20 protein-coding genes and 1 pseudogene are annotated in these 25,266 nt (G+C 72.6%); 9 read left to right on the forward strand and 12 right to left on the reverse strand.

Annotated features, from left to right (window positions below):
• The first annotated feature begins 14 nt into the window (after positions 1-14).
• Genes hutU through hutH form a run of 5 tightly spaced genes read left to right on the forward strand, consistent with a single transcriptional unit; the run spans position 15 to position 6,949 of the window.
• Entirely contained in the window at positions 15-1,673 is a 1,659-nt protein-coding gene (hutU, locus tag ACGF3C_RS18380; RefSeq protein ID WP_393223295.1) for a urocanate hydratase, read from the forward strand.
• A complete protein-coding gene (locus ACGF3C_RS18385) occupies positions 1,670-2,872 on the forward strand; it encodes an allantoate amidohydrolase (protein WP_357227824.1) in 1,203 nt (400 codons plus the stop codon). The genes hutU and ACGF3C_RS18385 overlap by 4 nt, the downstream gene beginning before the upstream one ends.
• Positions 2,863-4,230 carry a formimidoylglutamate deiminase gene (locus ACGF3C_RS18390; protein ID WP_357227826.1) on the forward strand — a complete coding sequence of 456 codons (1,368 nt, stop codon included), beginning with the start codon at positions 2,863-2,865 and terminating at the stop codon, positions 4,228-4,230. The genes ACGF3C_RS18385 and ACGF3C_RS18390 overlap by 10 nt, the downstream gene beginning before the upstream one ends.
• On the forward strand, positions 4,227-5,414 hold the full coding sequence (hutI, locus tag ACGF3C_RS18395) for an imidazolonepropionase (protein WP_357227828.1): 1,188 nt from the start codon (positions 4,227-4,229) through the stop codon (positions 5,412-5,414). Before ACGF3C_RS18390 ends, hutI begins: the two co-directional genes overlap by 4 nt.
• Positions 5,411-6,949 carry a histidine ammonia-lyase gene (gene hutH, locus ACGF3C_RS18400; RefSeq protein ID WP_393223300.1) on the forward strand — a complete coding sequence of 513 codons (1,539 nt, stop codon included), beginning with the start codon at positions 5,411-5,413 and terminating at the stop codon, positions 6,947-6,949. Before hutI ends, hutH begins: the two co-directional genes overlap by 4 nt.
• A 31-nt stretch (positions 6,950-6,980) precedes the next feature.
• Here the strand turns inward: hutH and rdgB are convergent, their stop codons facing one another.
• The 11 genes and pseudogenes from rdgB to ACGF3C_RS18455 all read right to left on the reverse strand — a co-directional run bounded on the left by rdgB (position 6,981) and on the right by ACGF3C_RS18455 (position 16,221).
• Positions 6,981-7,598 (reverse strand): RdgB/HAM1 family non-canonical purine NTP pyrophosphatase, encoded by a 618-nt coding sequence (rdgB, locus tag ACGF3C_RS18405; RefSeq protein ID WP_393223303.1) that lies wholly within the window; start codon positions 7,596-7,598, stop codon positions 6,981-6,983.
• A complete protein-coding gene (rph, locus tag ACGF3C_RS18410; RefSeq protein WP_393223306.1) occupies positions 7,595-8,320 on the reverse strand; it encodes a ribonuclease PH in 726 nt (241 codons plus the stop codon). Before rph ends, rdgB begins: the two co-directional genes overlap by 4 nt.
• 9 nt (positions 8,321-8,329) lie before the next feature.
• On the reverse strand, positions 8,330-9,499 hold the full coding sequence (locus ACGF3C_RS18415; protein ID WP_393223309.1) for a glycosyltransferase: 1,170 nt from the start codon (positions 9,497-9,499) through the stop codon (positions 8,330-8,332).
• Complete coding sequence (locus tag ACGF3C_RS18420; protein ID WP_393223312.1) at positions 9,496-10,641, reverse strand: glycosyltransferase family 4 protein; 1,146 nt, start codon at positions 10,639-10,641, stop codon at positions 9,496-9,498. The genes ACGF3C_RS18415 and ACGF3C_RS18420 overlap by 4 nt, the downstream gene beginning before the upstream one ends.
• A gap of 111 nt (positions 10,642-10,752) precedes the next feature.
• Positions 10,753-11,496: an MBL fold metallo-hydrolase gene (locus tag ACGF3C_RS18425; RefSeq protein WP_357195310.1), complete on the reverse strand. Its 744-nt coding sequence runs from the start codon at positions 11,494-11,496 to the stop codon at positions 10,753-10,755.
• A gap of 223 nt (positions 11,497-11,719) precedes the next feature.
• Positions 11,720-12,685, reverse strand: coding sequence for a PLP-dependent cysteine synthase family protein (locus tag ACGF3C_RS18430; protein ID WP_393223316.1), 966 nt, complete (start codon positions 12,683-12,685; stop codon positions 11,720-11,722).
• A gap of 143 nt (positions 12,686-12,828) precedes the next feature.
• Positions 12,829-13,128: pseudogene (locus ACGF3C_RS18435) on the reverse strand (MoaD family protein); the annotation flags it as partial.
• A 65-nt stretch (positions 13,129-13,193) separates the two neighbouring features.
• Positions 13,194-13,682: a M67 family metallopeptidase gene (locus ACGF3C_RS18440; RefSeq protein ID WP_357195301.1), complete on the reverse strand. Its 489-nt coding sequence runs from the start codon at positions 13,680-13,682 to the stop codon at positions 13,194-13,196.
• A 52-nt stretch (positions 13,683-13,734) separates the two neighbouring features.
• Complete coding sequence (locus ACGF3C_RS18445) at positions 13,735-14,235, reverse strand: DUF2017 domain-containing protein (RefSeq protein WP_210780952.1); 501 nt, start codon at positions 14,233-14,235, stop codon at positions 13,735-13,737.
• Entirely contained in the window at positions 14,232-14,522 is a 291-nt protein-coding gene (gene clpS / locus ACGF3C_RS18450) for an ATP-dependent Clp protease adapter ClpS (RefSeq protein WP_088946433.1), read from the reverse strand. The genes ACGF3C_RS18445 and clpS overlap by 4 nt, the downstream gene beginning before the upstream one ends.
• A 148-nt stretch (positions 14,523-14,670) precedes the next feature.
• On the reverse strand, positions 14,671-16,221 hold the full coding sequence (locus ACGF3C_RS18455; RefSeq protein WP_357229596.1) for a hypothetical protein: 1,551 nt from the start codon (positions 16,219-16,221) through the stop codon (positions 14,671-14,673).
• A gap of 193 nt (positions 16,222-16,414) precedes the next feature.
• Between ACGF3C_RS18455 and ACGF3C_RS18460 the strand changes: the two genes are divergently transcribed.
• From ACGF3C_RS18460 to ACGF3C_RS18475, 4 genes are read left to right on the forward strand one after another with little or no spacing between them, the layout of a single operon-like run.
• On the forward strand, positions 16,415-19,093 hold the full coding sequence (locus ACGF3C_RS18460) for a LuxR C-terminal-related transcriptional regulator (RefSeq protein WP_357229594.1): 2,679 nt from the start codon (positions 16,415-16,417) through the stop codon (positions 19,091-19,093).
• Between the two features lie 16 nt (positions 19,094-19,109).
• The gene (locus ACGF3C_RS18465; protein ID WP_357229592.1) at positions 19,110-20,396 is read left to right on the forward strand and encodes a nicotinate phosphoribosyltransferase; all 1,287 of its coding nucleotides are present in this window, start codon (positions 19,110-19,112) and stop codon (positions 20,394-20,396) included.
• A gap of 50 nt (positions 20,397-20,446) precedes the next feature.
• Entirely contained in the window at positions 20,447-21,028 is a 582-nt protein-coding gene (locus tag ACGF3C_RS18470) for an isochorismatase family protein (RefSeq protein ID WP_393223322.1), read from the forward strand.
• A gap of 40 nt (positions 21,029-21,068) precedes the next feature.
• Positions 21,069-22,316 carry an MFS transporter gene (locus ACGF3C_RS18475; RefSeq protein ID WP_357235529.1) on the forward strand — a complete coding sequence of 416 codons (1,248 nt, stop codon included), beginning with the start codon at positions 21,069-21,071 and terminating at the stop codon, positions 22,314-22,316.
• A 1,074-nt stretch (positions 22,317-23,390) separates the two neighbouring features.
• Here ACGF3C_RS18475 and ctaD read toward each other — a convergent pair.
• Positions 23,391-25,151: a cytochrome c oxidase subunit I gene (ctaD, locus tag ACGF3C_RS18480; RefSeq protein ID WP_210780947.1), complete on the reverse strand. Its 1,761-nt coding sequence runs from the start codon at positions 25,149-25,151 to the stop codon at positions 23,391-23,393.
• Between the last annotated feature and the right edge of the window lie 115 nt (positions 25,152-25,266).

The following is a 25,266-nucleotide window of genomic DNA, read 5'->3' on the forward strand; positions in this document are numbered from 1 at the left end:
GAGGAGAACCAGAGATGACCCAGCCCATTCGTGCCGCACGGGGCAGCCAGCTCACCACCCGCGGGTGGCAGCAGGAGGGCGCCCTGCGGATGTTGATGAACAACCTCGACCCCGAGGTGGCCGAACGCCCCGACGACCTGGTGGTCTACGGCGGCACCGGCAAGGCGGCGCGGGACTGGCCGTCGTACCACGCGTTGGTCCGCACGCTGACCGACCTGCGCGAGGACGAGACGATGCTGGTGCAGTCGGGCCGTCCGGTCGGGGTGATGCGCACCCACGAGTGGGCGCCCCGGGTGCTGCTGGCCAACTCGAACCTGGTCGGCGACTGGGCGACCTGGCCGGAGTTCCGCCGCCTCGAACAGCTCGGCCTGACCATGTACGGGCAGATGACGGCCGGTTCGTGGATCTACATCGGCACCCAGGGCATCCTCCAGGGCACCTACGAGACCTTCGCGGCGGTGGCCGCCAAGAGGTTCGCAAGCACCCTCGCCGGCACGCTGACGCTGACCGCCGGCTGCGGCGGAATGGGCGGCGCGCAGCCGCTCGCGGTCACCATGAACGGCGGCGTCTGCCTGATCGTGGATGTGGACCGCACCCGGCTCGACCGTCGGGTGCACGACCGCTACCTGGATGAGGTCGCCGACTCCCTGGACGACGCGATCGCTCGGGTCCGCGCCGCGAAGCGGGAGCGCCGGGCCCTGAGCGTGGGCGTGGTCGGCAACGCCGCCGAGGTCTTCCCGGAGTTGCTGAACCGGGGCGTCGAGATCGACATCGTGACCGACCAGACCAGCGCGCACGACCCACTGGCGTACCTGCCGGTGGGGGTGGAGCTGACCGAGGCCCGGGACTACGCCGCCGCGAAGCCGGCCGAGTTCACCGACCGGGCCCGCGCGTCGATGGCCCGGCACGTCGAGGCGATGGTCGGCTTCCTCGACGCGGGCGCCGAGGTGTTCGACTACGGCAACTCGATCCGGGGTGAGGCGCAGCTCGGCGGCTATCAGCGCGCCTTCGACTTCCCGGGCTTCGTGCCCGCGTACATCCGGCCGTTGTTCTGCGAGGGCAGGGGTCCGTTCCGGTGGGCGGCGCTCTCCGGCGACCCGGCCGACATCGCGGCCACCGACCGCGCCATCCTCGACCTGTTCCCGGAGAACGAGTCGCTGGCCCGGTGGATCAAGTTGGCCGGCGAGCGGGTCGCCTTCCAGGGCCTGCCGGCCCGGATCTGCTGGCTCGGTCAGGGCGAACGGGACCGGGCGGGCGTGCGGTTCAACGACATGGTCGCCTCCGGCGAACTCTCCGCCCCGGTGGTGATCGGCCGGGACCACCTGGACACCGGCAGCGTCGCGAGCCCGTACCGGGAGACCGAGGGGATGGCCGACGGCTCCGACGCCATCGCCGACTGGCCGCTGCTGAACGCCCTGGTCAACACGGCAAGCGGGGCGTCCTGGGTGTCCATCCACCACGGCGGCGGGGTGGGTATCGGCCGGTCGATCCACGCCGGGCAGGTGTGCGTGGCCGACGGCACCGCCCTCGCCGGTCAGAAGATCGAGCGGGTGCTCACCAACGACCCGGCGATGGGCGTCATCCGGCACGTCGACGCCGGCTACGAGAGCGCCCGCGAGGTCGCCGACCGCACCGGGGTCCGGGTACCCATGACGGAGGGCGACCCGGCGTGAGCGACGACCTTTCCGCCCGGTTCCGGGCACTGTGGGACGAGATCGCGCCGGTCGGGCGGGACGCCGACAGCGGCGGCTATCTGCGGTACGCGTTGACCGAGCCGGAGCGGGAGCTGCGCGCCTGGTTCCGGGCGCAGGCCGAGCACCGTGCCATGCCGGTCACCGAGGACGGCAACGGCAACCTCTTCGCCCACTGGGGTGACCCGGAGGCGTCCGACGCGGTGCTCACCGGCAGCCACTTCGACTCGGTGCCGCACGGCGGGGCGTACGACGGGCCGCTCGGCATCGTGAGCGCGTTCCTCGCCGTGGACGAGCTGCGCGCCGCCGGGGTCACCCCCGGCCGACCGCTGGTGCTGGGCGCCTTCGTCGAGGAGGAGGGAGCGCGTTTCGGCGTACCGTGTCTGGGGTCTCGGCTGCTCACCGGGGCGCTGTCAGCCGAGCGCGCGGCCGGCCTGCGTGACGCGGCCGGGGTGAGCTTCGCCGAGGCGCTCGGTGACCGGCCGGCGGGCGCCCGCCCGGAGTTGCTGGGCCGGTTCGGCGCGTTCGTGGAGTTGCACGTCGAACAGGGCCGCGCGCTCGTCGACACGGACGCGCCGGTAGCGGTGGCCAGTGCGATCTGGCCGCACGGCCGGTGGCGCTTCGACGTCGTCGGCGAGGGCAACCACGCGGGCACCACCCGGATGGCCGACCGCCGCGACCCGATGCTGACCTACGCGTTCACGGTGCTGGCGGCCAACAAGGAGGCCCGGCTGCGGGGCGCGCACGCCACCGTGGGCCGGGTCGCCGTCGAACCCAACGCCACAAACGCGATCCCGTCGAAGGTGACCGGCTGGCTGGACGCCCGGGCGGCCGACCCGGAGACGCTGACCGGGCTGGTCGACGCGGTACGCGGCAAGCTCGCCGAGCGGGCCCGCCGCGACGGTACGACGGTGACCGTCACCGAGGAGTCGGCCACAGCGGTGGTCGCCTTCGACGGCGGGCTGGCCGAACGGCTGGCCACGCTGCTCGACGCGCCGGTGCTGCCCACCGGCGCGGGGCACGACGCCGGGGTGCTCGCCGCGTACCTGCCCACCGCGATGCTCTTCGTGCGCAACCCGACCGGCGTCTCCCACTCCCCCGCCGAGGCCGCCACCGACGACGACTGCGCCGCCGGGGTACGGGCGCTGGCCCGGGTGCTGGAGGAGCTGACATGCCGGTGACACCGAACCGCTGGCTCGCCGAGTACGCCTGGCTGCCCGAGCACGCCGAACCCACCCCCGACGTGCTGATCGAGGTCGAGGACGGCCGGATCACCGCGGTGACGCCGCTGCTGGGAGCGCATGGGCCGGAGGCCGGGGTCGAGGTGTACGCCGACGCGGTGCCACTGCCCGGCCTCACCCTGCCGGGCCTGTCCAACGTGCACTCGCACGCCTTCCACCGGGCGCTACGTGGGCGTACCCACGCCGGGCGGGGTGACTTCTGGACCTGGCGGGACCAGATGTACGCCGTCGCGGACCGGCTGGACCCGGACACCTACCTCGCGCTGGCCCGGGCCGTCTACGCCGAGATGGCGCTCGCCGGGATCACCTGCGTGGGCGAGTTCCACTACCTGCACCACCGACCGGACGGCGGCGCCTACGACGACCCGAACGCGATGGGCGCGGCGCTGGTGGAGGCCGCCGCGCACGCCGGGATCCGGCTCACAGTGCTGGACGCCTGCTACCTGACCTCCAGCGTGGACGGTCAGCCCCTCGCCGGGCCGCAACGTCGCTTCGGCGACGGTGACGCGGGCCGCTGGGCCGAGCGGGCCGCGGCGTTCCAACCGACGGACCCGCACGTCCGGGTCGGCGCGGCCGTGCACTCGGTGCGGGCCGTCCCGGCCGATCAGTTGCGCACTGTCGCCGACTGGGCCCGGGAGCGGCAGGCGCCGCTGCACGTGCACCTCTCCGAACAGCCCGCCGAGAACGACGAGTGCCGGGCCGTGCACGGGCACTCGCCCACCGCGCTGCTCGCCGAGCACGGCGTGCTCGGGCCGCACACCACCGCCGTCCACGCCACCCACCCCACCAGCGCGGACCTGTCCCTGCTCGCCGACAGCCGGACCGGGGTGTGCCTCTGCCCGACCACCGAGCGGGACCTCGCCGACGGCATCGGCCCGGCCCGGTTGATGGCCGACGCGGGCATCCGGTTGAGCCTCGGCAGCGACAGCCACGCCGTGATCGACCTGTTCGAGGAGGCTCGGGCGGTCGAGCTGGACGAACGGCTGCGGACCCGCCGGCGCGGCCACTTCGCGCCGCTCGACCTGCTGAACGCGGCCAGCCTCGCCGGGCACGCCGCGCTCGGCTGGGCCGACGCCGGAAGGATCGCGGTGGGCACCCGCGCCGACCTGGTGACGGTACGCCTGGACAGCGCCCGCACCGCCGGGGTGCCGCCGGTGGGCGCGTTCTTCGCTGCCGGCGCGGCGGACGTCGAGCAGGTGGTGGTGGACGGCCGGGTGGTGGTGGCCGAGGGTCGGCACCTGACCGTCGACGTGCCGGCCGAACTGTCGTCAGCGATCGAGGCGGTGACGCCCGCATGAGCGGCAGCCTGCTCGTCGACAACATCGGGGAACTGGTCACCAACGGTGCCGGCGAGGGTCCGCTCGGCATCCGCCGCGACGCCGCCGTGCTGGTCGAGGCGGGTCGGGTGGTCTGGGTCGGGCCGTCCACGTACGCGCCGGCCGCCGACCATCACGTCGACGCCGGTGGTGCCGCCGTGCTGCCCGGGTTCGTGGACAGCCACGCCCACCTGGTCTTCGCCGGGGATCGGGCCCCCGAGTTCGCCGCCCGGATGGCCGGTCAGCCCTACACCGGCGGCGGCATCCGCACCACCGTCGGTGCCACCCGGGCCGCCACCGACGAGGAACTGCGTGCCACGGTGCGCCGGCTGCGCGGGGAGGCGCTGCGCCAGGGCACCACGACCATGGAGATCAAGAGTGGGTACGGCCTGACCGTCGCCGACGAGGCCCGCTCGCTGCGGATCGCCGCCGAGACCAGCACCGAGACCACCTTCCTGGGCGCACACGTGGTGCCCGCCGAGTACGCCGACCGCCCCGACGACTACGTGGGGTTGGTCTGCGGGCCGATGCTGGCCGCCGCCGCCCCGTACGCGAAGTGGATCGACGTGTTCTGCGAGCGGGGTGCCTTCGACGTGGACCACGCCCGCGCCATCCTGGCCTGCGGTCAGGCCGCCGGCCTGGGCGTACGGCTGCACGCCAACCAGCTCGGCCCCGGCCCCGGGGTGCAACTGGGTGTGGAGCTGGACGCGGCCAGCGTCGACCACTGCACCCACCTGAGCGACGCCGACGTGGCCGCCCTGGCCGACACGGCCCACAGCGACGGGTCGGGCACCCGCACCGTGGCGACCCTGCTGCCCGGCGCGGAGTTCTCCACCCGCTCGCCCTACCCGGATGCCCGCCGGCTGCTCGACGCCGGTGTCACGGTGGCGCTGGCGACGGACTGCAACCCCGGCTCGTCGTACACCTCGTCGATGCCGTTCTGCGTGGCCCTCGCGGTCCGCGAGATGCGGATGACCCCGGCGGAGGCGGTCTGGGCCGCCACCGCCGGTGGCGCACGGGCGCTGCGCCGCGACGACATCGGTGTCCTCACGCCCGGCGCGCGGGCCGACCTCGTCGTCCTCGACGCGCCGTCACACCTGCACCTGGCCTACCGGCCCGGTGTCCCCCTGATCCGCCAGGTAATACGCAACGGAGTTCCGCAATGACGCACGTGACCATCCAGCCCACCGGAGTCTCCACCGACGACGTGCTCGCGGTGGCCCGCGGCACCGCCACCGTCGTCCTCGCCCCGGCCACCATCGACGCGATGGCGACCAGCCGGGCCATCGTGGACGGCATCGAGTCGTCGGGCCGTCCCGTCTACGGCGTCTCCACCGGGTTCGGCGCGTTGGCAAACACCTTCGTCGCGCCGGAGCGGCGGGCCGAGCTGCAACACGCGCTGATCCGCTCGCACGCCGCCGGGGTGGGCGCCCCGATGCCGCGCGAAGTGGTCCGGGCCATGATTCTGCTGCGCGTCCGGTCCCTCGCACTGGGCCGCTCCGGGGTCCGGCCGCTGGTCGCGGAAGCACTGGTCGACCTGCTCAACCACGACATCACCCCGTGGGTTCCGGAGCACGGCTCGCTGGGCGCCTCCGGTGACCTCGCGCCGCTGGCGCACTGCGCGCTGGTACTGCTCGGCGAGGGCTGGGTGCTCGGCCCGGCCGGTGAACGGCAGGACGCCGCCGACGCGTTGACCGCCGCCGGGCTCAAGCCGATCGAGCTGGCCGCCAAGGAGGGGCTGGCGCTGATCAACGGCACCGACGGCATGCTCGGCATGCTGCTGCTGGCCATCCACGACGCGGAGCACCTGTTCGCGATGGCCGACGTGACGGCCGCGCTGGCCATCGAGGCGATGCTCGGCTCGGAACGGCCGTTCCTGCCCGAGCTGCACGCGATCCGTCCACACCCCGGTCAGGCGACGTCGGCGGCGAACATCCACCGCCTGTTGCAGGACTCCCGGGTGATGGACTCGCACCGCGACGACCTGGCGCACGCCGTGCAGGACGCGTACTCGATGCGCTGCGCGCCGCAGGTGGCCGGCGCGGCCCGCGACACCCTGGACTTCGTCCGCACCGTCGCCGGCCGGGAGCTGGTGTCCGTTGTGGACAACCCGGTGGTGCTGCCGGACGGCCGGGTCGAGTCGACCGGAAACTTCCACGGCGCACCGCTCGGCTTCGCCGCGGACTTCCTCGCCATCGCCGCCGCCGAGGTGGGCGCGATCGCCGAGCGGCGGGTCGACCGGCTGCTCGACGTCACCCGCTCCCGGGAACTGCCGGCGTTCCTCTCCCCCGACGCGGGGGTCAACTCCGGGCTGATGATCGCCCAGTACACGGCGGCGGGCATCGTCGCCGAGAACCGTCGACTGGCCGCCCCCGCCTCGGTGGACTCGCTGCCCACCAGCGGAATGCAGGAGGACCACGTCTCGATGGGCTGGGCCGCCGCCAAGAAGCTGCGCACCGTCCTGGACAACCTGACCAGCCTGCTCGCGGTGGAGCTGCTGGCCGGCGTACGCGGCCTCCAACTGCGCGCCCCGCTGGAGCCGTCCCCGTCCGGCCGGGCGGCCGTCGCCGCGCTCGGTACGGCAGCCGGCGAGCCCGGCCCGGACGTGTTCCTCGCCCCGGTGATGGAGGCGGCCCGTGCCGTCGTCGGCGGGCCGGAGTTGCGCGCCGCCATCGAACGGGAGGTCGGCCCGCTGGGCTGACCTCCGGCGGGTCGCTGTCGTCCGCCGCGGGTCAGGCGGCGGGCGGCAGCACCTTGGCGATCAGCTTGGCCAGCTCGCGCAACGCCTTGCCCCGGTGACTGATGGCGTCCTTCTCCGTCGGGGTCAGCTCGGCGTTGGTCCGGTCCTGTCCGTCGCCCAGGAAGATCGGGTCGTAGCCGAACCCACCGTCACCGCGCGGCGCGCGCAGCACCCGACCGGACTGCCGGCCGTCGACGAGGTGCTCCTTGCCGCCCGGCAGCACCAACGCGACGGTGCAGACGAACGAGGCGGCCCGCTGCTCGTCGGGCACGTCGCCGATCTGGTCCAGCACCAGCTGAAGGTTGGCCCGGTCGTCGCCGTGCCTGCCGGACCAGCGGGCGCTGAACACCCCCGGCATCCCGTTGAGCGCGTCGACAGCGAGCCCGGAGTCGTCGGCGATGGTCGGCAGGCCGCTCTGCCGGCAGCCCTCCCGCGCCTTGATCAGCGCGTTCTCGCCGAAGGTCAGGCCGGTCTCCGGCAGCTCCGCGTACTGCTCGATGTCGTCCAGCCCGAGCAGGGCGATCCGGTGCGCGCCGAGCGCGCCGTCCAGGATCCGCTGAAGCTCGACCAGCTTCTTACGGTTACGGGTGGCGAGCAGGACCTTGTTCATGCGAGTGCCTTCCGCTGGGCTTCGGCCAACTCGGCGCAGCCGGCGACGGCCAGGTCGAGCAGGGCGTCGAGCTGGTCGCGGGCGAACACGCCCGCCTCGCCGGTGCCCTGCACCTCGACGAAGTCGCCGTTGCCGGTGCACACCACGTTCATGTCCACCTCGGCGGCGACGTCCTCCTCGTAGCAGAGATCGAGCCGGGCCTCCCCGGCGATGATCCCCACGCTGACCGCGGCCACCGAGCGGTGCATCACCTTCTCCGGCTTACCGGCCAGCGACTTGCGGGCGGCGAGCCAGCTCACCGCGTCGTGCAACGCGACGTACGCGCCGGTGATCGCGGCCGTGCGGGTGCCGCCGTCGGCCTGGAGCACGTCGCAGTCGAGCACTATCGAGTTTTCCCCGAGCGCCTTGAGGTCGATGCTGGCCCGCAGACTACGGCCGATCAACCGGGAGATCTCATGGGTACGGCCACCGACCCGGCCCTTGACGCTCTCCCGGTCGGAGCGGGTGTTGGTGGCCCGGGGCAGCATCGCGTACTCGGCGGTCACCCAACCGAGCCCGGAGCCCTTGCGCCAGCGGGGCACCCCCTCGGTGACGCTCGCCGTGCAGAGCACCCGGGTGCCGCCGAACTCGACGAGCACCGAGCCCTCCGGATGGGTGCTCCAGCCTCGGCTCAGGGTCACCGGTCGGAGTTGAGAGGGCCCTCGCCCGTCAGGTCGCGCCATGCCTGCACCCTATGCGGTGCGGCGATCCACCCCGCTCGCGGTGCCCCGGGGAACGTCCGCGCCGTGCACACCGAGGAACCCGGCGACCGCGGCCGGCCAGCCGAACTCCTCGGCCCGCGCCCGGGCCGCCCGCCGCCGCTGCGCCTCCGGTCGGGCCGCCAGGCGCCGCACCGCCGCCGCCATCGAGACCCCCGAGCCGTACGCCGCCAGGCCGGCCCCGCCGACCACCTCGGGTAGCGCGCTGGCCGCGTTGACCACCACCGGAGTGCCGCAGGCCAGCGCCTCCAGGCCGGCGAGACCGAAGGTTTCCACCGGGCCAGGCGCCAGCACCACGTCCGCGCTGGCCAGCAACGCGGCCACCGTGGCGCGGTCCGGCAGGAACCCGGTGAACGTGACGGGCAGCCCTTGCGCCCGCCGGGCCAGCGCCCCGCCCAGTGGGCCGTCGCCGGCCATCACCAGCACCGCCGGTACGCCCTCCCGGCGCAGCTCGGCGAGGGTCTGCACGGCCAACTCCGGCCGCTTCTCCGGGGACAGCCGGGCGCAGTGCACCAGAAGCAACTCGCCGTCGGCTGCGTACCGCTCGCGCATGAGGGGGTCGGCACGGTGCGGGGTGAAGGTGTCCAGGTCCACCCCGAGCGGCACCAGATCCACGTTGTCGGCGCCGATCCGGTCGAACTCCCCGGCCGCCCACCGGGTCGTGCAGACGATCCGGTCGTACGCCCGACTGGTCGCCCGGTTGAGCCGGTCGGCGGTCGGACGGCGCAGCGCGTCCGGCACCCCCCACTGGCCGAGCAGCCCGGTCAGCGACTCGTGCGACACCATCACCGACGGCACCCCGTGCGCCCGCGCCCACCGGCCCGTCCAGCGCAGCGACAACCGGTCGGAGACCTCCAACCGGTCCGGTGCCAGGTCGGTGAGCAGCCGAGCCAACCGGCGTCGGCCGGCCAGCAGCCGGTAACCGCCGCTGCCGGGCAGCTCCGGGCCGGGCACGGTGACGACCCGCCCCCACGGGTACGTCTCGTCGGCGGCCCGCTGACCGGGCACCACAAGCACCGGTTCGTGCCCGGCCGCCCGGTAACCCTCCCCGAGGTGCCGCAGTGCGGTCCGCAGGCCGCCGGAGCGTTCCGTGACGAAGTTGGCGAGCCGCAGGATCCGCAACCCGCCGGCCGCCCCGGTCACGAGGCGGCCGGCAGGCCGACGGTGGCGGAAACCGCGCGAACCGCGTGGTAGTGCCCGATCAGTTCGTCGCCGACAGCCGCCCAGCTGCGGCGACTGACCGCGACCCGGGCGGCCAGCCCGTAGGCCCGCCGCCGGTCGGCGTCGCCGGCCAGCTCGGCCACCGCCGCGGCGAGCGCGTCGCCGTCGTTCGGCGGCACCAGCAGCCCGGTCACACAGTGGTCGACGAGGTCGACCGGGCCGCCGCTGGCCGGCGCCACGACCGGCACCCCGGAGGCCAGCGCCTCCTGGATGGTCTGCCCGAAGGTCTCGTGCGGTCCCGTGTGCACGAACAGGTCCAGGCTGGCGTAGAGCCGCGCCAGGTCCTCGCCCTGCTGTACCCCCAGGAAGTTCACCCCGGGCAGCTCCCGCGCCAACTGGCGGTGGGTCGGGCCGTCGCCGGCCACCACCACCCGTACGCCGGGCAGTCGGGACGTCGCCGCCAGCAACTCCACCCGCTTCTCCGGGGCGAGCCGGCCGACGTAGCCGACAAGCAGCTCACCCCCGGGTGCCAGCCGGTCCCGCAACGCCGTACACCGCTTGGCCGGATCGAAACGGACCGCGTCCACACCGCGCCGCCACAGCCAGATCCGCTGCACCCCGTTCGCGATGAGGTCGGCGGCGGCCCGGGTGGAGGGGGCGAGGGTGCGCTGCGCCGAGTTGTGGATCTCGCGGATCCGCCGCCACGCCGCCGCCTCGCCCCAACTGACCCGATACGCCCGCGCGTACGCCGCCACATCGGTCTGGTAGACCGCCACCATGGGCAACCCGTGCCGGCTGGCCAGCGTGGCCGCCCGGGCGCCCAGGACGAACGGACTGGCCAGGTGGACCACGTCCGGCTCGGCCGACAGCAGCGCCCCGGTCAGTCGGGCGGTGGTCGGCACACCCAGTCGGAAGCCCTGGTAGCGGGGCAGCGGCACGCTCGGGATGCGCACCACCGGGTACGGCAGCCGGTCGATGCCCTGCCGGCCGGCACCCGGCGGGGCGGGGGCGATGACCACCGGCTCATGGCCCCGATCGAGCAGGTGCTCCGCCGTCTGCACCACGGAGTGCGCGACGCCGTTCACATCAGGTGGGAACGACTCGGTCACGATGGCGATCCGCATGCCCACACCGTGCGCGTGCCACTGGTGCGCCAGACGACCGCCCGCTGACCGGCCGGCGAACAGTACGGCACAAGACCGCGGCCCAGGCCCCGCGAACCGGGACCCGGTGCGTCAGATGTCGTAGCTGGCGCCGGGCCGGACCACTTCGAGCGGCCCGCTGTACGCGGCGGCGGCCGACTCCAACGTGTGCGCCTCGCTGCCCCAGGCGGGCACCAGGTGGGTGAGCAGAAGTCGACCCACAGCGGCCTTGGTCGCCGCCTCGCCGGCCTCCCGGCCGGTCAGGTGCAGATCCGGCGGATTGTCCACGCCGTCGAGGTAACTGGCCTCGCAGAGGAACACGTCGGCGTTCTGGGCCAGCCGCAGCAGCGCCTCACAGGGCGCGGTGTCCGACGAGTAGCACAGCGAACGGCCGTCGTGCTCCAGCCGCACACCGTACGTCTCGACGGGGTGGTTGACCCGGTCGACGGTGACGGCGAACGGGCCGATCGGGAAGGTGCCCGGCTGGAGCGCGTAGAACTGGTACACGTCCTCCACCGAACCGTCGTCCCCGTAGGCGGCGCTGAGCCGGTCCGGCGCACCGGCGGGCGCGTACACCGGCAGCGCCGGGTAGGGGCCGTCCGGGGCGTACCGGCGCACCACCACGTAGAGCACGGCGTCGAACATGTGATCACAGTGCAGGTGGGTCAGCAGGATGGCGTCCGGGGCGTGCAACCCCGCGTACCGCTGGAGGCTGGACAGCGACCCCGAGCCGAAGTCGACCAGGAGCCGGAAACCGTCGGCCTCGACGAGGTAGGCCGAGCAGGGCGACTCGGGGCCAGGGAAACTGCCGGCGCTCCCCAGAACAGTCAGTCGCATCGAGTGGTCTCGCTGTCACTGTCAGTAGCAGCTGTGCCGGCGATAGTCCCAGCCATGATCTCTACCGACGCGTACGCCACGCTGCGCAGCCTACGCTGGCGCACCCGGCAGCAAGAATCATCCAACGGAAGTTGTCACGAACGTGACACCTGCTCGCGGTACCTCAAAACGCGGACGGGCCGTCGACGAATGTCGACGGCCCGTAGTCGGCAGACCAGATCGGTCAGGCCCAGAGCTGCCCCTCCAGGGCGTCCTCGGCGTCGGCGAGGGTGCCGCCGTACGCGCCGGTGGACAGGTACTTCCATCCACCGTCGCAGACCACGAAGGCCACATCGGCACGCCGGCCGTCGCGCACCGCCTCGTGCGCCACCGCCAGCGCGGCGTGCAGGATCGCACCGGTGGAGAAACCGGCGAAGATGCCCTCCACCTCCACCAGCTGGCGGGTACGCAACACCGCGTCCCGGGTGCCGACCGAGAACCGCCGGGAGAGCACCGAGGCGTCGTAGAGCTCCGGAACGTACCCCTCGTCGATGTTGCGCAGCCCGTAGACCAACTCGCCGTAGCGCGGCTCGGCAGCCACGATCTGAATGCCCTCGACCTTTTCCCGCAGATAACGCCCGGTGCCCATCAGGGTGCCGGTGGTGCCCAGCCCGGCCACGAAGTGCGTGATGCTGGGCAGGTCGTGCAGCAGCTCCGGCCCGGTCGTCTCGTAGTGCGCCCGCGCGTTCGCCTCGTTGCCGTACTGGTAGAGCATCACCCAGTCGGGGTGCTCGACAGCGATCTGCTTCGCCGTGGCGACCGCCTGGTTGGAACCACCCGCCGCCGGCGAGAAGATGATCTCGGCCCCGTACATCCGGAGCAGCTGCACCCGCTCGGTGGAGACGTTCTCCGGCATCACGCAGACCAGCCGGTAGCCGCGCATCTTCGCCACCATGGCCAACGAGATGCCGGTGTTGCCGCTCGTCGGCTCAAGGATAGTGTCACCCGTGCGGAGCCGGCCAGCCTCCTCCGCCGCCCGGACCATGAACAGCGCCGCGCGGTCCTTGATGCTGCCGGTGGGGTTGCGGTCCTCCAGCTTGGCCCAGAGCCGCACCGGAGGGGCCCCCTCGGACGCCGTCGGGGACAGTCGGGGCAGGCCGACCAGCGGCGTACCCCCGCAGGCGTCGAGCAGGCTGTCGTACCGCGCCATGGCGGCCGACCTCAGCGAGCCGCGACGGCGTCGCGGGCCACCGCGTCGACGGCACCCTGCGAGCTGATGCTGTGCGAGCTGATCGCCGCCGCCGCGGCGCTGTGCGAGCTGATCGCCGCCGCCGCGGCGCTGTGCGAGCTGATCGCCGCCGCCGCGGCGAAGCCGAACGCGCCGCCGGCCACCGCCGGCAGGATGGTGACGCTGTCGCCGTCGGAGAGCTTCGCGTCGAGGGCACCGAGGAAGCGGACGTCCTCGTCGTTGACGTAGACGTTGACGAAGCGGTGCAGAGTGCCCGCGTCGGTGATCAGCCGGCCGCGCAGACCGCCGTGCCGGGAATCCAGGTCGGTGAGCAGATCGGCGAGCGTGTCGCCGGTGCCGTCGACGACCTTGGCGCCGCCGGTGTAGCTGCGCAGGATGGTGGGGATGCGAACTTCAATAGCCATGATGGGGAACTCCTCGATCGGGTGTGCCTACGGTGACGGGACGAGATGGCTGCGGCGCTGACAGGTCAGCGGCCGGAACACTCGTAATCGACCGTCGCCGGGCTCTGCCCGAACATGTAGGACTGGACGGCGTGCGGGTCGACACCGGCCTCCACGACACGGACCGGCTCCTCGGTGATCACGCCGTCGACGATCCGGAACGACCGGATCTCCTCCGAGTCGGGCTCACGGGTCGAGACGAGCAGGTAGTGCGCCCCCGGCTCACCGGCGAAGGCGACGTCCGTCCGCGACGGGTACGCCTCGGTGGCGGTGTGCGAGTGGTAGATGACGACGGGCTCCTCGTCCCGGTCGTCCATCTCCCGCCACACGCGCAGATGCTCCATCGAGTCGAACTCGTAGAAGGTCATCGACCGCGCCGCGTTGTCCATCGGGATGTGCCGGGTCGGGGTGTCGCTGCCGACGGGACCGGCGACCACGCCGCACGCCTCGTCAGGGTGATCCCGGCGCGCGTGGGCGACGATCGCGTCAATGATCGACCGGTCGATGCTCAGCACGTGCACCAGCCTAACGCCTGCCGGGCACAGGCCGAAGTGGTGCCGGTCACCCTTAGTCGATCAAGGCGTTGAGCAGCGACTCCTGTAGATACCCGAGATAGGCGTAGACCGAAAGCTGGAACACCCGGCTGGAACCCGGGTCCTCAGCGACAGCGTCGTCCAGCTCCTCGCCCAGATCCGTGCCATCCTTGATCTCCAGGCGGACGCCCATCGCGAGCCGCGCGTCGTTCAGCGCCCGCAACCACGCCTCGGCGGCCTCGGCGTCCAGCCGCACCTCGCCGCCGGCCTCGTCCGGCAACGCGGCCAGGATCGCCCCCGCCTGATCGATCTTCGCGGTCTTCAGGTCGCCCTCGGTGTAGCGGCGAAACTCGGCGGTGCCCGGAGCGTCCTGCGGGTAGACCGCCGGAAAGAGCCGACCGACCACCGGGTCGGTGTGGTCGAAGCCGTCGGTGAGAAGACCCACCACCTCGGAGGCGACCTTGCGCAGCACCCGCACCTCGTCGACGGCGAAGACGGCGACATAGTGACCGGCCTGGCGATGGAACATGCTCATGATCTGTCCACCGTCGCCCACAGCCCGTACGCGTGCAGCTGCGACGCGTCGTGCTCCATCCGTTCGCGGGCACCGGTGGAGACCACGGCACGGCCCTTGTGGTGCACGTCCAGCATCAGCTGTTCGGCCCTCTCCCGGCTGTAGCCGAAAAGCTTCTGGAAGACCCAGGTCACGTACGTCATCAGATTGACCGGGTCGTCCCACACGATCGTCACCCACTGCCGGTCGGACGCCGGCACCTCGTCAGTGTCCGGCGTCTCGACCGGTGCAACCTGCGGAGCCGCCATGCCCCCCATCGTGCCACCGGTTTCCCGGAACCGAGGAACCGGAACGCCGGACCGGCGCGGATCACCCACCCCGGGCCCTCCCGACCCGCCCCGCACGCCATCGGCGGCGGGGTCCGGCCCGGACCCGGACCAACCGGTGGGCGCGCCGTCAGGCGAGCAGAATGCCGTGATCGACTGCATCGGAGAGCACCACGCCCAGCGAGAGGCGGATCACCTCGAACCGTCGGGAGATCTCCCTGGACAACCCCAACTCGACCTCGCGCACCGCCCGCTGGGACCAGGCTCGCGCCGCGCTGTGGTCGCCGTTGCCCGGCGTACGCCACTGCTGCCAGCACCCGCCGGAGAGCGCCACCGCAATGGGCGGGAGCACCTCGTCCCGGGACGCCATCGGATAGCTGGCGGCGGCGTCGATCGCCTCCAGGCCGGTCAACTCGGCCACGCCCGCCGTGCTGGTGATCAACAGCACCTTGTCCAATTCGTGGCCGGGCCGGTGATCGGCCAGGCCGTACTGCACAGCGGTGGCGATCCGGCGGCGCACGCCTTCGGCCGGCGGCGCGCCGAGCACCTGGGACGCGACGTCGGTCATGATGCCGCGCACCGCCTGATCGCACTGCGCGGTCGCCAACAACGACAGCGCCGCCATCTCACGGTCGAGAAGATCCGGTAGGCCGGCAAGGCCGACTCCGAACACGATCTCCTGAACGGCCCGAAGGTGGATGTTCGCCAACTCCAGGGCGAGGTGCTGGCGGATCCGCTGAGCACACGAGCGGGCATGGCGGTCGAGCCGCTCGGACCAGTCGCCCGGATCGGCGGCCACGGCCACGCGGCCCTGCTGGCCCGGCAGGATCGGTGGGTCGACGCTGGCCCGCTGCAACCCCTCACGCGACGCCCAACCCACCAGCGCCCGCCGCAGGTCGGCGGCGGTGTCGGCCCCGTCGACCGGGAACCACCGCGCGCCGGCCAGCGCCGGCACGGCGGCCAGGAGCGCCGCCCGATGCGCCTCCACAGTGACCGCGACCGCATCCACCTCGGTCTCCGCACCCCCGACCGGCGGGACGGACGCCCCCGCGCCCTCCGTAGTCGCCGTGCCGTCGGCCAGCGGAGCCCAGCCCGCCGCGCCCGGGGTGACCGCGAAGACGACCTCCACCGAGGTCGGGGCGACTTCGGCGAGCAGGTTCAACTCGGCGGCGGTGAAGGCCTGGTCGGCGGCGATCACGAAGAGCATCGCGCCGGCCCGGCCCACCGCTTCGAGCAGCACCCGGGTGCCGGACACACCGAGGGTGGCGGTGTCCGGAACGTCGACCAGGGTGAAGTGCCGCAGCAGCGGCTGGGGCACGCTCAGCTCGACACGCCGGGGCGGGCGGGCCAACGCCGGACCGGCGGCGTCCCGGTCCGCGCCGTACGAGTGCGGCTGCCGGTAACCGGGCACGAACGCCGCCCGGGTGGGCACCTTGGCGTCGCGCATCACCAACCAACTGCCCGCCGGCACTGTGAGCATGACCGGGTCGAGCTCGAGCAGGGTGGCCAGCACAGCACGCCGCTCAGCACCGGCCGGGCCAACGGCGACCACACCGAGCGGCTCATCCGGGGCGGCGCCGGACACGCCGACCCGGGTGGGGAGGGGGCCGCAGGTCGGTAGGTCTGCTGGGCCGGTCATGTCGTCCGGCGAATCGACCGAGGGGAGAGGGCCCTGCTTCATCAGGTGCCTCCCGTTGCGGGTGACCGGAGACCCGGTCGCGGAATTTCCGGTACGTCAATCGGATGTCGGAAGACTACGGGCGGGCCGACGACCGGGCGGAACACCTCGAATACTCAGCGGTAATTGTGCGATTACTCAACTTCGCACGGTGACGGTGCGGGCGCGGACGGATTCCGGTCGATATGCTGCGCGAATGAGTCGATGGGAGTTCGTCGGCCGCACGGATGAGCTCAACCGTTTGCTGGAGGCCGTGACCGGCGAGGCCGGCCGCGGGCTCTTCTTCAGCGGCAGCGCTGGCATCGGCAAGAGTCGCCTGCTGCGCGAGGGCGTGGGCGCGTTGCCCACCGACCGGTTCGCGATCTGGTCCATCGCCGCCAGCGCCACCACTGCGGCGCTGCCGTTCGGTGGGCTCGTCCAGGTCCTCCCCGCCGAGCAGCCGCAGGGCCTCTCCCCCGCCGGCATCCTGCGCTGGGCGCTCAACGTGCTGCAACAGCAGGCGGCCGGTCGACGGATCGTGCTCGCCATCGACGACGCCCACCTGCTCGATCCGCCCTCGGCCGCACTCGTGCATCTCGTCGCCCGCGCAGAGAACGCCACAGTGGTCGGCACCCTGCGCGACGGTGAGCAGATCCCGCTGCCGATCCGCGCACTCTGGACCGACGACCTGGTCGAGCACGTCGAGCTGACCCCGATGCCGCAGGAGGAGACCACCGACCTGCTGGCGGCGATCCTGGGCGGCCCGGTCGACGCCAACTCCGCCGACCGGCTCGGCCGGCTGTCGGCCGGCAACCCGCTGCTGCTGCGCGAGCTGGTGCACGCCGCCAACGGCAGCGCCGAGTTGAAGCGCACGTACGGGATCTGGAAGTGGACCGGGCGACTGGAACTGGCGCCCAACCTGACCGACCTCATCGACACCCGGGTCGGCAAACTCACCGACGGCGTCCGCGCGGTCGTCGAGCTGGTCGCGTTCGGCGAACCACTGGGCCTGCACCTCCTGAGGCAGGCCGCCGAACAGTCGGACGTGGAGACCGCCGAGGAACGCGGGCTGATCACCGTCCTCCAGCACGACCGGCGCACCAACGTCCGGCTGGCACACCCGCTCTACGGCGAGGTGATGCGCCGTCGCTGCCCGGTCAGCCGCACCCGCCGGCTTCAGGCACACCTCGCCGAGCTGCTCGAGCAGGTCGGCAAACGCCGACGCGACGACCTGCTGCGGGTGGCGGTCTGGCGACTCGACTCGGGCACCGCACAGGATCCAGCTCTGCTGCTGGACGCCGCGGTGCAGGCGTTCACCCGCTACGACGTGCCGCTGGCGACCCGCCTGGCACGGGCCGCGCTGCACACCGACGGCGGCTACGACGCGGCGGAGCTGCTGGCCACCATCCTGATGTTCGCCGACCGGCCCGACGAGGCGATCGACGTCCTCGACGCGGTCACCCCCGAGCCCGGCGACGAGCGGCGGCTCTGCCGGTGGCTGACCGTACGCGGCATGGTCAGCTACTGGGGGCTGAGCCGGCAGTCCACGGTGGAGGAGATCGCAAGCCGAGCCGAGCAGCTCAGCGACTCCGCCGACCGGTCCCGGGTGCACGCATTCGAGGCGATCATGCGCCTGCACCGCCTGGACACGGCCACCGCCGTGCAGCTCAGCCGACGGGTGCTCGACCGTCCGGCTGCGGGCGTCGCCGCCCGCGAGCTGGCCCGCTCCACCATCGCGTACGTCCAGGCCGCGCAGGGCGAGCTGACCCGCAGCGGTACGGCGATCGCCCAGGTGCACTCGGCCGCGGCGAGCTGGCGCACCGACATGCCGTACCTCCAGTTGGCCCTGGAACTGGCCCGAGGCACCCGGCTCATGCTCACCGGCGACCTGGCCGGGATCGACGCGATCGTGGCCGACGAGTTCGCCGACCTCGCCGGAGCCGGCGACTTCCGCCTCGGCACCGGCTACCTGGCCATCCTCCAGGCGTACGCGGCCCGGCTGCGTGGGCAGAGCGATGCGGCCATGCGTACCTCGCTGGGTGCCTGCGCGGTACTGGCCACGAGCCGGGTCTACGCCGGTCTGGCCCAGGCCGAACGCGCCCAGGCGGCGGCGCTGCGCGGGGACGCCGCGCAGGCGGTTGCGGCGATGGCCGAAGCCGACCGCACGCACGCGCCGGGCATGGCGGTGCTCTACCCGTGGCTGGAGCAGGCCCGGGGCGCGTCGCTCGCCGCCTCGGGCGACCTGCCGGGCGCGATCAAACACCTCGGTGACCTGGTGGACCGGCTGCGCTCCGACGGCTTCGCCGGGCACGAGGTGCATGTCCTGCACGACCTCGTCCGACTCGACCAGGCGGGCATGGCTGTCGGCCCCACCTGCTCCGACGGCAGCCGCCGCACCGTCGCGCAGCGCCTCGCCGAGCTCTCCGAGCGGGTCGACGGGGTGCTCCCGCCGCTGCTGGCCCGGCACGCCCGCGCCGCGGTGACCGACTCCCCCACCGATCTGCTGGCGGTCGCCGACGACTACGCCGCCCTGGAGTTGACCGTGTACGCCGCAGAGGCCACCTCCCAGGCCGTTCAACGGCTGCGCCGGCAGCACTCGGCCGCCGCCAACGACGCCCGGGAACGCCTCGCCGGGTTGCTCGGGCGCTGTGACCTGATCCGAACGCCGGCGCTCCAGGCCGGCGCGCCAGTGCTCACCGAGCGGGAATGGCAGGTGGCGCGCCTCGCCGCGCACGGCGCTCCCAGCCGGGCCATCGCCGAACGGCTCTTCCTCTCGGCGCGCACCGTGGAGAACCACCTCCAGCGGATCTACGCCAAGCTCGGCGTCACCGGCCGGGCCGAACTGTGGGCGGCGTTGCGCTCGATCCCGGGCCACGACGGCGGCGACCCGAGCTGAACCTTAGGCTGGGGCGGTGAGCAACCACCGCCCCGCGCTCCTGACCGACCACTACGAGCTGACCATGGTCAGCGCGGCACTGAAAGACGGCACCGCCGACCGCCGGTGCGTCTTCGAGGTGTTCAGCCGCCGGCTGCCCAGCGGCCGCCGGTATGGCGTGGTCGCCGGGACGGCCCGGCTGATCGAGCTGATCCGCGACTTCCGGTTCGACCCCACCGAGGTCGATTTCCTGCTGCGGACCGGGGTGGTCGACGAGACGGCGGCGGCGTGGCTCACCGACTACCGCTTCACCGGCGACATCGACGGGTACGCCGAGGGTGAGCTGTTCTTCCCCGGTTCACCGATCCTCACCGTCTCCGGTGGCTTCGCCGAATGCGTGGTGCTGGAGACGGTGGCGCTGTCCGTGCTCAACCACGATTGCGCGGTGGCCGCCGCGGCGGCCCGGATGGTGACCGCGGCGCGGGGCCGGACGCTGATCGAGATGGGGTCGCGTCGGGCACACGAGGAGGCGGCGGTGGCTGCGGCGCGGTCCGCGTACCTGGCCGGGTTCCGGTTCACGTCCAACCTCGCGGCCGGCGCGCGCTACGGCATCCCGACGGCGGGCACGGCGGCGCACGCGTTCACCCTGCTGCACGACGACGAGCGGGCGGCGTTCGCCTCGCAGGTCGCCACGCTGGGCAAGGACACCACGCTGCTGGTCGACACGTACGACATCAGCCAGGGCATCCGCAACGCCATCGCGGTGGCCGGGCCGGACCTGCGGGCGGTACGGATCGACTCCGGCGACCTCGCGGTGATCGCTCAGCAGTCCCGGGAGTTGCTCGACTCGCTGGGCGCCACCGAGACCAAGATCATCGTCTCCGGTGACCTGGACGAGTACGCGATCGCCGCGCTGGCCGCCGAACCGGTGGACATGTACGGCGCCGGCACGGCCGTGGTCACCGGCTCCGGGGCACCGACCGCAGGGCTGGTCTACAAATTGGTCGAGGTCGAGGGCCGGCCGGTCGTGAAGCGCTCCGAGCACAAGGCCACCATCGGCGGTCGGAAGGTAGCGGTCCGCCGGCACAAGCCGACCGGCACCGCCACCGAGGAGGTCATCGTCCCGCAGGGCGTTCCCGACCGGCAGCCCAACGACCGCCTGCTCCAGCAGTCGTACGTGGTCGCCGGCGAGTCGGTGCCGCTGCCCACCCTCGACGAGTCACGGGAGCACCTGCGGGAGTGCCTGATCTCCATCCCGTGGGAAGGACTGAAGCTCTCGGCCGGCGACCCGGCCGTGCCGGTCACCGTCGTACCCGCTGGCTGAGTCATCCCCGAGCACCACCGACCGACCGTGCGGAGAGAGGAAACCCCCCGATGGCCAACGCGCTGATCATCGTGGACGTGCAGAACGACTTCTGCGAGGGCGGCTCACTGGCCGTCGCCGGCGGCGCAGGGGTGGCCGCCGGCATCTCCCGGTTGCTCGCCGCCGAGCCGGACCGGTGGACGCACGTGGTCGCCACCAAGGACTACCACGTCGACCCGGGTGCCCACTTCGGCGATCCCCCGGACTTCGTGGAGTCCTGGCCCCGGCACTGCGTGGTCGGCACCAGCGGTTCGGAGTTCCACCCGGAACTGAACACCGCGAAGGTCGAGGCCATCTTCCACAAGGGCGAGCACGCGGCGGCGTACTCCGGTTTCGAGGGCCATGCCGACGACGGCGAGTGTCTGGCCGACTGGCTGCGCCGACGCGACGTGGACCGGGTCGACGTGGTCGGCATAGCCACTGACCACTGCGTCCGGGCGACCGCGCTGGACGCCGCCCGGGAGGGTTTCGCCACCAGCGTGCTGCTGGAGTTGACCGCCGCCGTCGCCCCGGCGACCACCGACGTGGCCCTACGCGCCATGGAGGGCGCCGGGGTGCTCATGCACGGCCAGCCTGTGATCAGGGCCGCATGAAGCGCTAATTGGTTGGCCAAGGGGCCGCCGCCGGTCGAGGATGTCGCCGGAGGTACGGACCCACGTGAACATGAAGCCTTACCGGCGGGCGCTCGCCCTGCCCGGCCTGCGGTCGCTGCTACTGGTTGCCGTCCTCGCCCGCATCCCGCTCACCGCGACCGGGGTAACGCTCACATTCCACGTGGTCCTCGATCTTGATCGGGGCTATGGGGCAGCCGGCCTGGTGGGCGCGGCGGTCACGGTGGGCGCGGCGATCGGCGGGCCGCTGCTCGGCCGACTCGTGGACCGGCGTGGACTGCGCCCGGTCCTGGTGCTCACCGCGATCGCTGAGGCGATCTTCTGGTCCACCGCGCCGTCGCTGGCGTACCCCGTGCTCCTGCCGGCCGCCTTCGTGGCCGGCTCCCTGGCCCTGCCCATCTTCTCCGTGGTCCGTCAGTCGATCGCCGCCCTGGTACCCGAGGACCAACGCCGCCCCGCCTACGCACTGGACTCGATGTCGGTGGAGCTGTCCTTCATGATCGGCCCAGCGTTGGCGGTGGCCCTGGTCACCGCGATCTCCGCGCAGACCACCATGTATCTCGTCGGTGGCGGCATCGTCGCCGCCGGGATCGCCCTGTGGGTCGTCAACCCACCGATCCGGGAGGCCACCGAGCCCACCGGCCCACAACGCCGGGTGCCGCGCCGGGAGTGGCTGACGCCGCGGCTGCTCGCCATCCTGGCGCTCAGCGCGGCCGCGACCCTGGTGCTCGGGGGCACCGACGTGGCGGTGGTCGCTGTCCTGCGGGCCAGCGGCGAGGTCGGCTGGACCGGCGTGGTCCTGGCCATCTGGGCGGTCGCCTCGCTGGCCGGCGGTTTCGCCTACGGGGCCGTACACCGCTCGTTCTCCCCGCTGGCACTGACCGCCGCGCTGGCCCTGTGCACCATTCCGGTGGGACTGGGCGGTGCGCACTGGTGGCTGCTCTGCCTGGCGCTGATCCCCGCCGGCGCGCTCTGCGCGCCGACCATCGCGGCCGGCTCGGACGCGGTCAGCCGCCTGGTTCCGGCCGAGGTACGCGGTGAGGCGATGGGTCTGCACGGCTCCGCGGTCACCGTCGGCATCGCGGTCGGCGCACCGCTCGCCGGCGCAGTGATCGACGCCAGCGCGCCACTCTGGGGCTTCGTGGTGACCGGGGCACTCGGCGCGCTGGTCACCCTGGTGGTGCTCCCAATCGAGCTCCGCCGCCGCCGCATCGCCGAAGCGGCCACCCCGCCGCCCGCCGAGGCCGACCTCACCCTCACCGCCCGCTGACAGCCGGGCCGAGATCCAACGGCCCGGCCCGGACAGGGCCATCTAAGCCGGACACGCCCCGGGCGGCAGCCCAGGCGGGCCGCGCACTACGGGCCGGGACCACGCACTACGGGCCGGGTGGGCCAGGCACTGCCGGCCGGGGCCGCGCACTGCGGGCCGGGCGGGCCGGGCGCTGTGGGCCAGGCGGGCCAGGCACCGCCAGCCAGGCGGGCCAGCACCGTGGGTCGGGGCCAGGCACCGCCGGCCGGGCGGGCCAGGCGGGCAGGGCAGGGCGGGCCGGGCAGGGCGGGCCGGGCAGGGCGGGCCGGGCAGGGCGGGCCGGGCAGGGCGGGCCGGGCAGGGCGGGCCGGGCAGGGCGGGACGGTGTCGGCCAAGGCGCTCAATATCTGACGTAGCTACATCGGCCCGGTCAGTTCCAGGCGTGCCGGGATAACTGCAGATCGCGGTGTCCGCCCGACAGCAGGCAGGCATACACGCTAGTAAGCGTGATGTCTGTGAGTCATCACGATGACTCACAGACATCACGCTTACTAGCGACATTCCCTGCCCTGGCGCCGCGCCGGGCGGGCCGAGCCGACGCCAGCCGGCCAAGCTGCACCGGGCCGAGGGCCAGGCCGAACCGAGCCAGGCCAGGCCAGGCCGGACCGAGCCGCTCCAACGCCAGGCCGGGCCGAAACGGACCGAGCCGAGCCGAAACGGGCCGAGCGAACCGACGCCTGGCCCAGCCGAGCCGGGCCGAGCCGGGCCGGGCCGAGCCGAGCCGGGCCGAGCCGGGGCGGGCCGGGGCGGGCCGAGCCGGGGCGGGCCGGGGCGGGCCGAGCCGGGGCGGGCCGGGGCGGGCCGAGCCGGGGCGGGCCGGGGCGGGCCGAGCCGGGGCGGGCCGGGCCGGCCGAGCCGGGCCGAGCCGGGGCGAGCCGAGCCGAGCCGGGGCGAGCCGACTCCGAGTGGGCCTGGGGAGCGAGGGGAGCGGCCGGAACGAGGGCGAGCAGTGGGAGTGACAGTGGCTGGAAATGGCGACGGGCGCCGCTCCCGGTGTCCCGGGGGCGGCGCCCGTCGTACTGCTGAGATTGAGCGTCAGTGCCTGTCGACGTCGCTCGCGGTGTCTTCGCGGTAGCTGGCTCCGCCGTCCGACTCGCTGGTGAGCGGCTTGGCGCCACCCTCCGGCGGGCCGGCCAGGCTCTGGCCACCGGCCGCCAACTCCGGGAACTTCGCGTCGAACGCCGGCCGCTCGGAGCGGATCCGCGGCATCCGGTCGAAGTTGCGCAACGGGGGCGGGCTGCTGGTCGCCCACTCCAACGAGTTGCCGTGACCCCAGGGGTCGTTCACCTCGACCACCGGGCCGGTCTTGTACGACTTCCAGCAGTTGTAGATGAACGGCAGCGTGGAGATACCGGTGATGAACGCGCCGATCGTGGAGATCGTGTTCAGCGTGGTAAAGCCGTCGCTGGGCAGGTAGTCGGCGTACCGACGGGGCATGCCCTCGTTGCCGAGCCAGTGCTGCACCAGGAACGTGGTGTGGAAGCCGATCATGGTGAGCCAGAAGTGCACCTTGCCCAGGCGCTCGTCGAGCATCCGGCCGAACATCTTCGGGAACCAGAAGTAGATGCCCGCGAAGACCGCGAACACGATGGTGCCGAAGAGCACGTAGTGGAAGTGCGCCACCACGAAGTACGAGTCCGACACGTGGAAGTCGATCGGCGGACTGGCCAGCAGCACACCGGTGAGACCACCGAAGAGGAAGGTGACCAGGAAGCCGACCGCCCAGAGCATGGGCGTCTCGAAGCTGATCTGGCCCCGCCACATGGTGCCGATCCAGTTGAAGAACTTCATACCGGTCGGCACGGCGATCAGGTAGCTCAGGAAGCTGAAGAACGGCAGCAGCACCTGGCCGGTGGCGAACATGTGGTGCGCCCACACGCTCATGGAGAGCGCGGCGATCGCGACGGTCGCGGCGACCAGACCCTTGTAGCCGAAGATCGGCTTACGGGAGAAGACCGGGATGACCTCGCTGATGATGCCGAAGAACGGCAACGCCACGATATAGACCTCGGGGTGCCCGAAGAACCAGAACAGGTGCTGCCAGAGCATCGGCCCACCGGTTGCCGGGTCGTACACGTGCGCGCCGAGGATGCGGTCCGCGGCGAGCGCGAAGAGCGCGGCGGCCAGCAGCGGGAAGACCAGGATCACCAGAAGGCTGGTGACCAGGATGTTCCACGTGAAGATCGGCATCCGGAACATGGTCATGCCGGGCGCACGCAGGGTCAGCACCGTAGTGATCATGTTCACGGCGCCGAGGATGGTGCCCAGGCCGGAGATGGCCAGACCCATGATCCACATGTTGGCGCCGACGCCCGGCGAGTGCTCGACGCTGCTCAGCGGCGCGTACGCGAACCAGCCGAAGTCAGCGGCGCCACCCGGGGTGATGAACCCGGCGGTCGCCATCGTTCCGCCGAACAGGTACAGCCAGTAGGCGAAGCTGTTCAGCCGGGGGAAGGAGACGTCAGGCGCGCCGATCTGGATCGGCACGATGTAGTTCGCGAAGGCGAACACGATCGGCGTCGCGAAGAACAGCAACATGATCGTGCCGTGCATCGTGAAGAGCTGGTTGTACTGCTCCGGCGACAGGAACTGCAGCCCGGGTCGGGCCAGCTCAGCACGCATGACCAGAGCCATCAGGCCACCGATCATGAAGAACACGAACGCGGTGATCATGTACATGATCCCGATCTGCTTCGCGTCCGTGGTTCGCAGCAGCCGCGCGATGGCCGACCCCTTGACCGGCTCCCGGACCGGCCAGGGCCGGGTCACGACCGGCTTGGGTGCGACGGTGGTCACGAGTGGCCTCCGGTTCTCGGTTGTCCCGCTCGGCACACGCTGTTTATCGGCGGGCCGTCATCCGCAAGGAGGATAGTCCCCGGCAGGTCGCAGCGCCGCGTGGGGTGGCGTGACA

Source organism: Micromonospora sp. NPDC047762, from assembly GCF_043204655.1.
Classification (GTDB): Bacteria; Actinomycetota; Actinomycetes; order Mycobacteriales; family Micromonosporaceae; genus Micromonospora.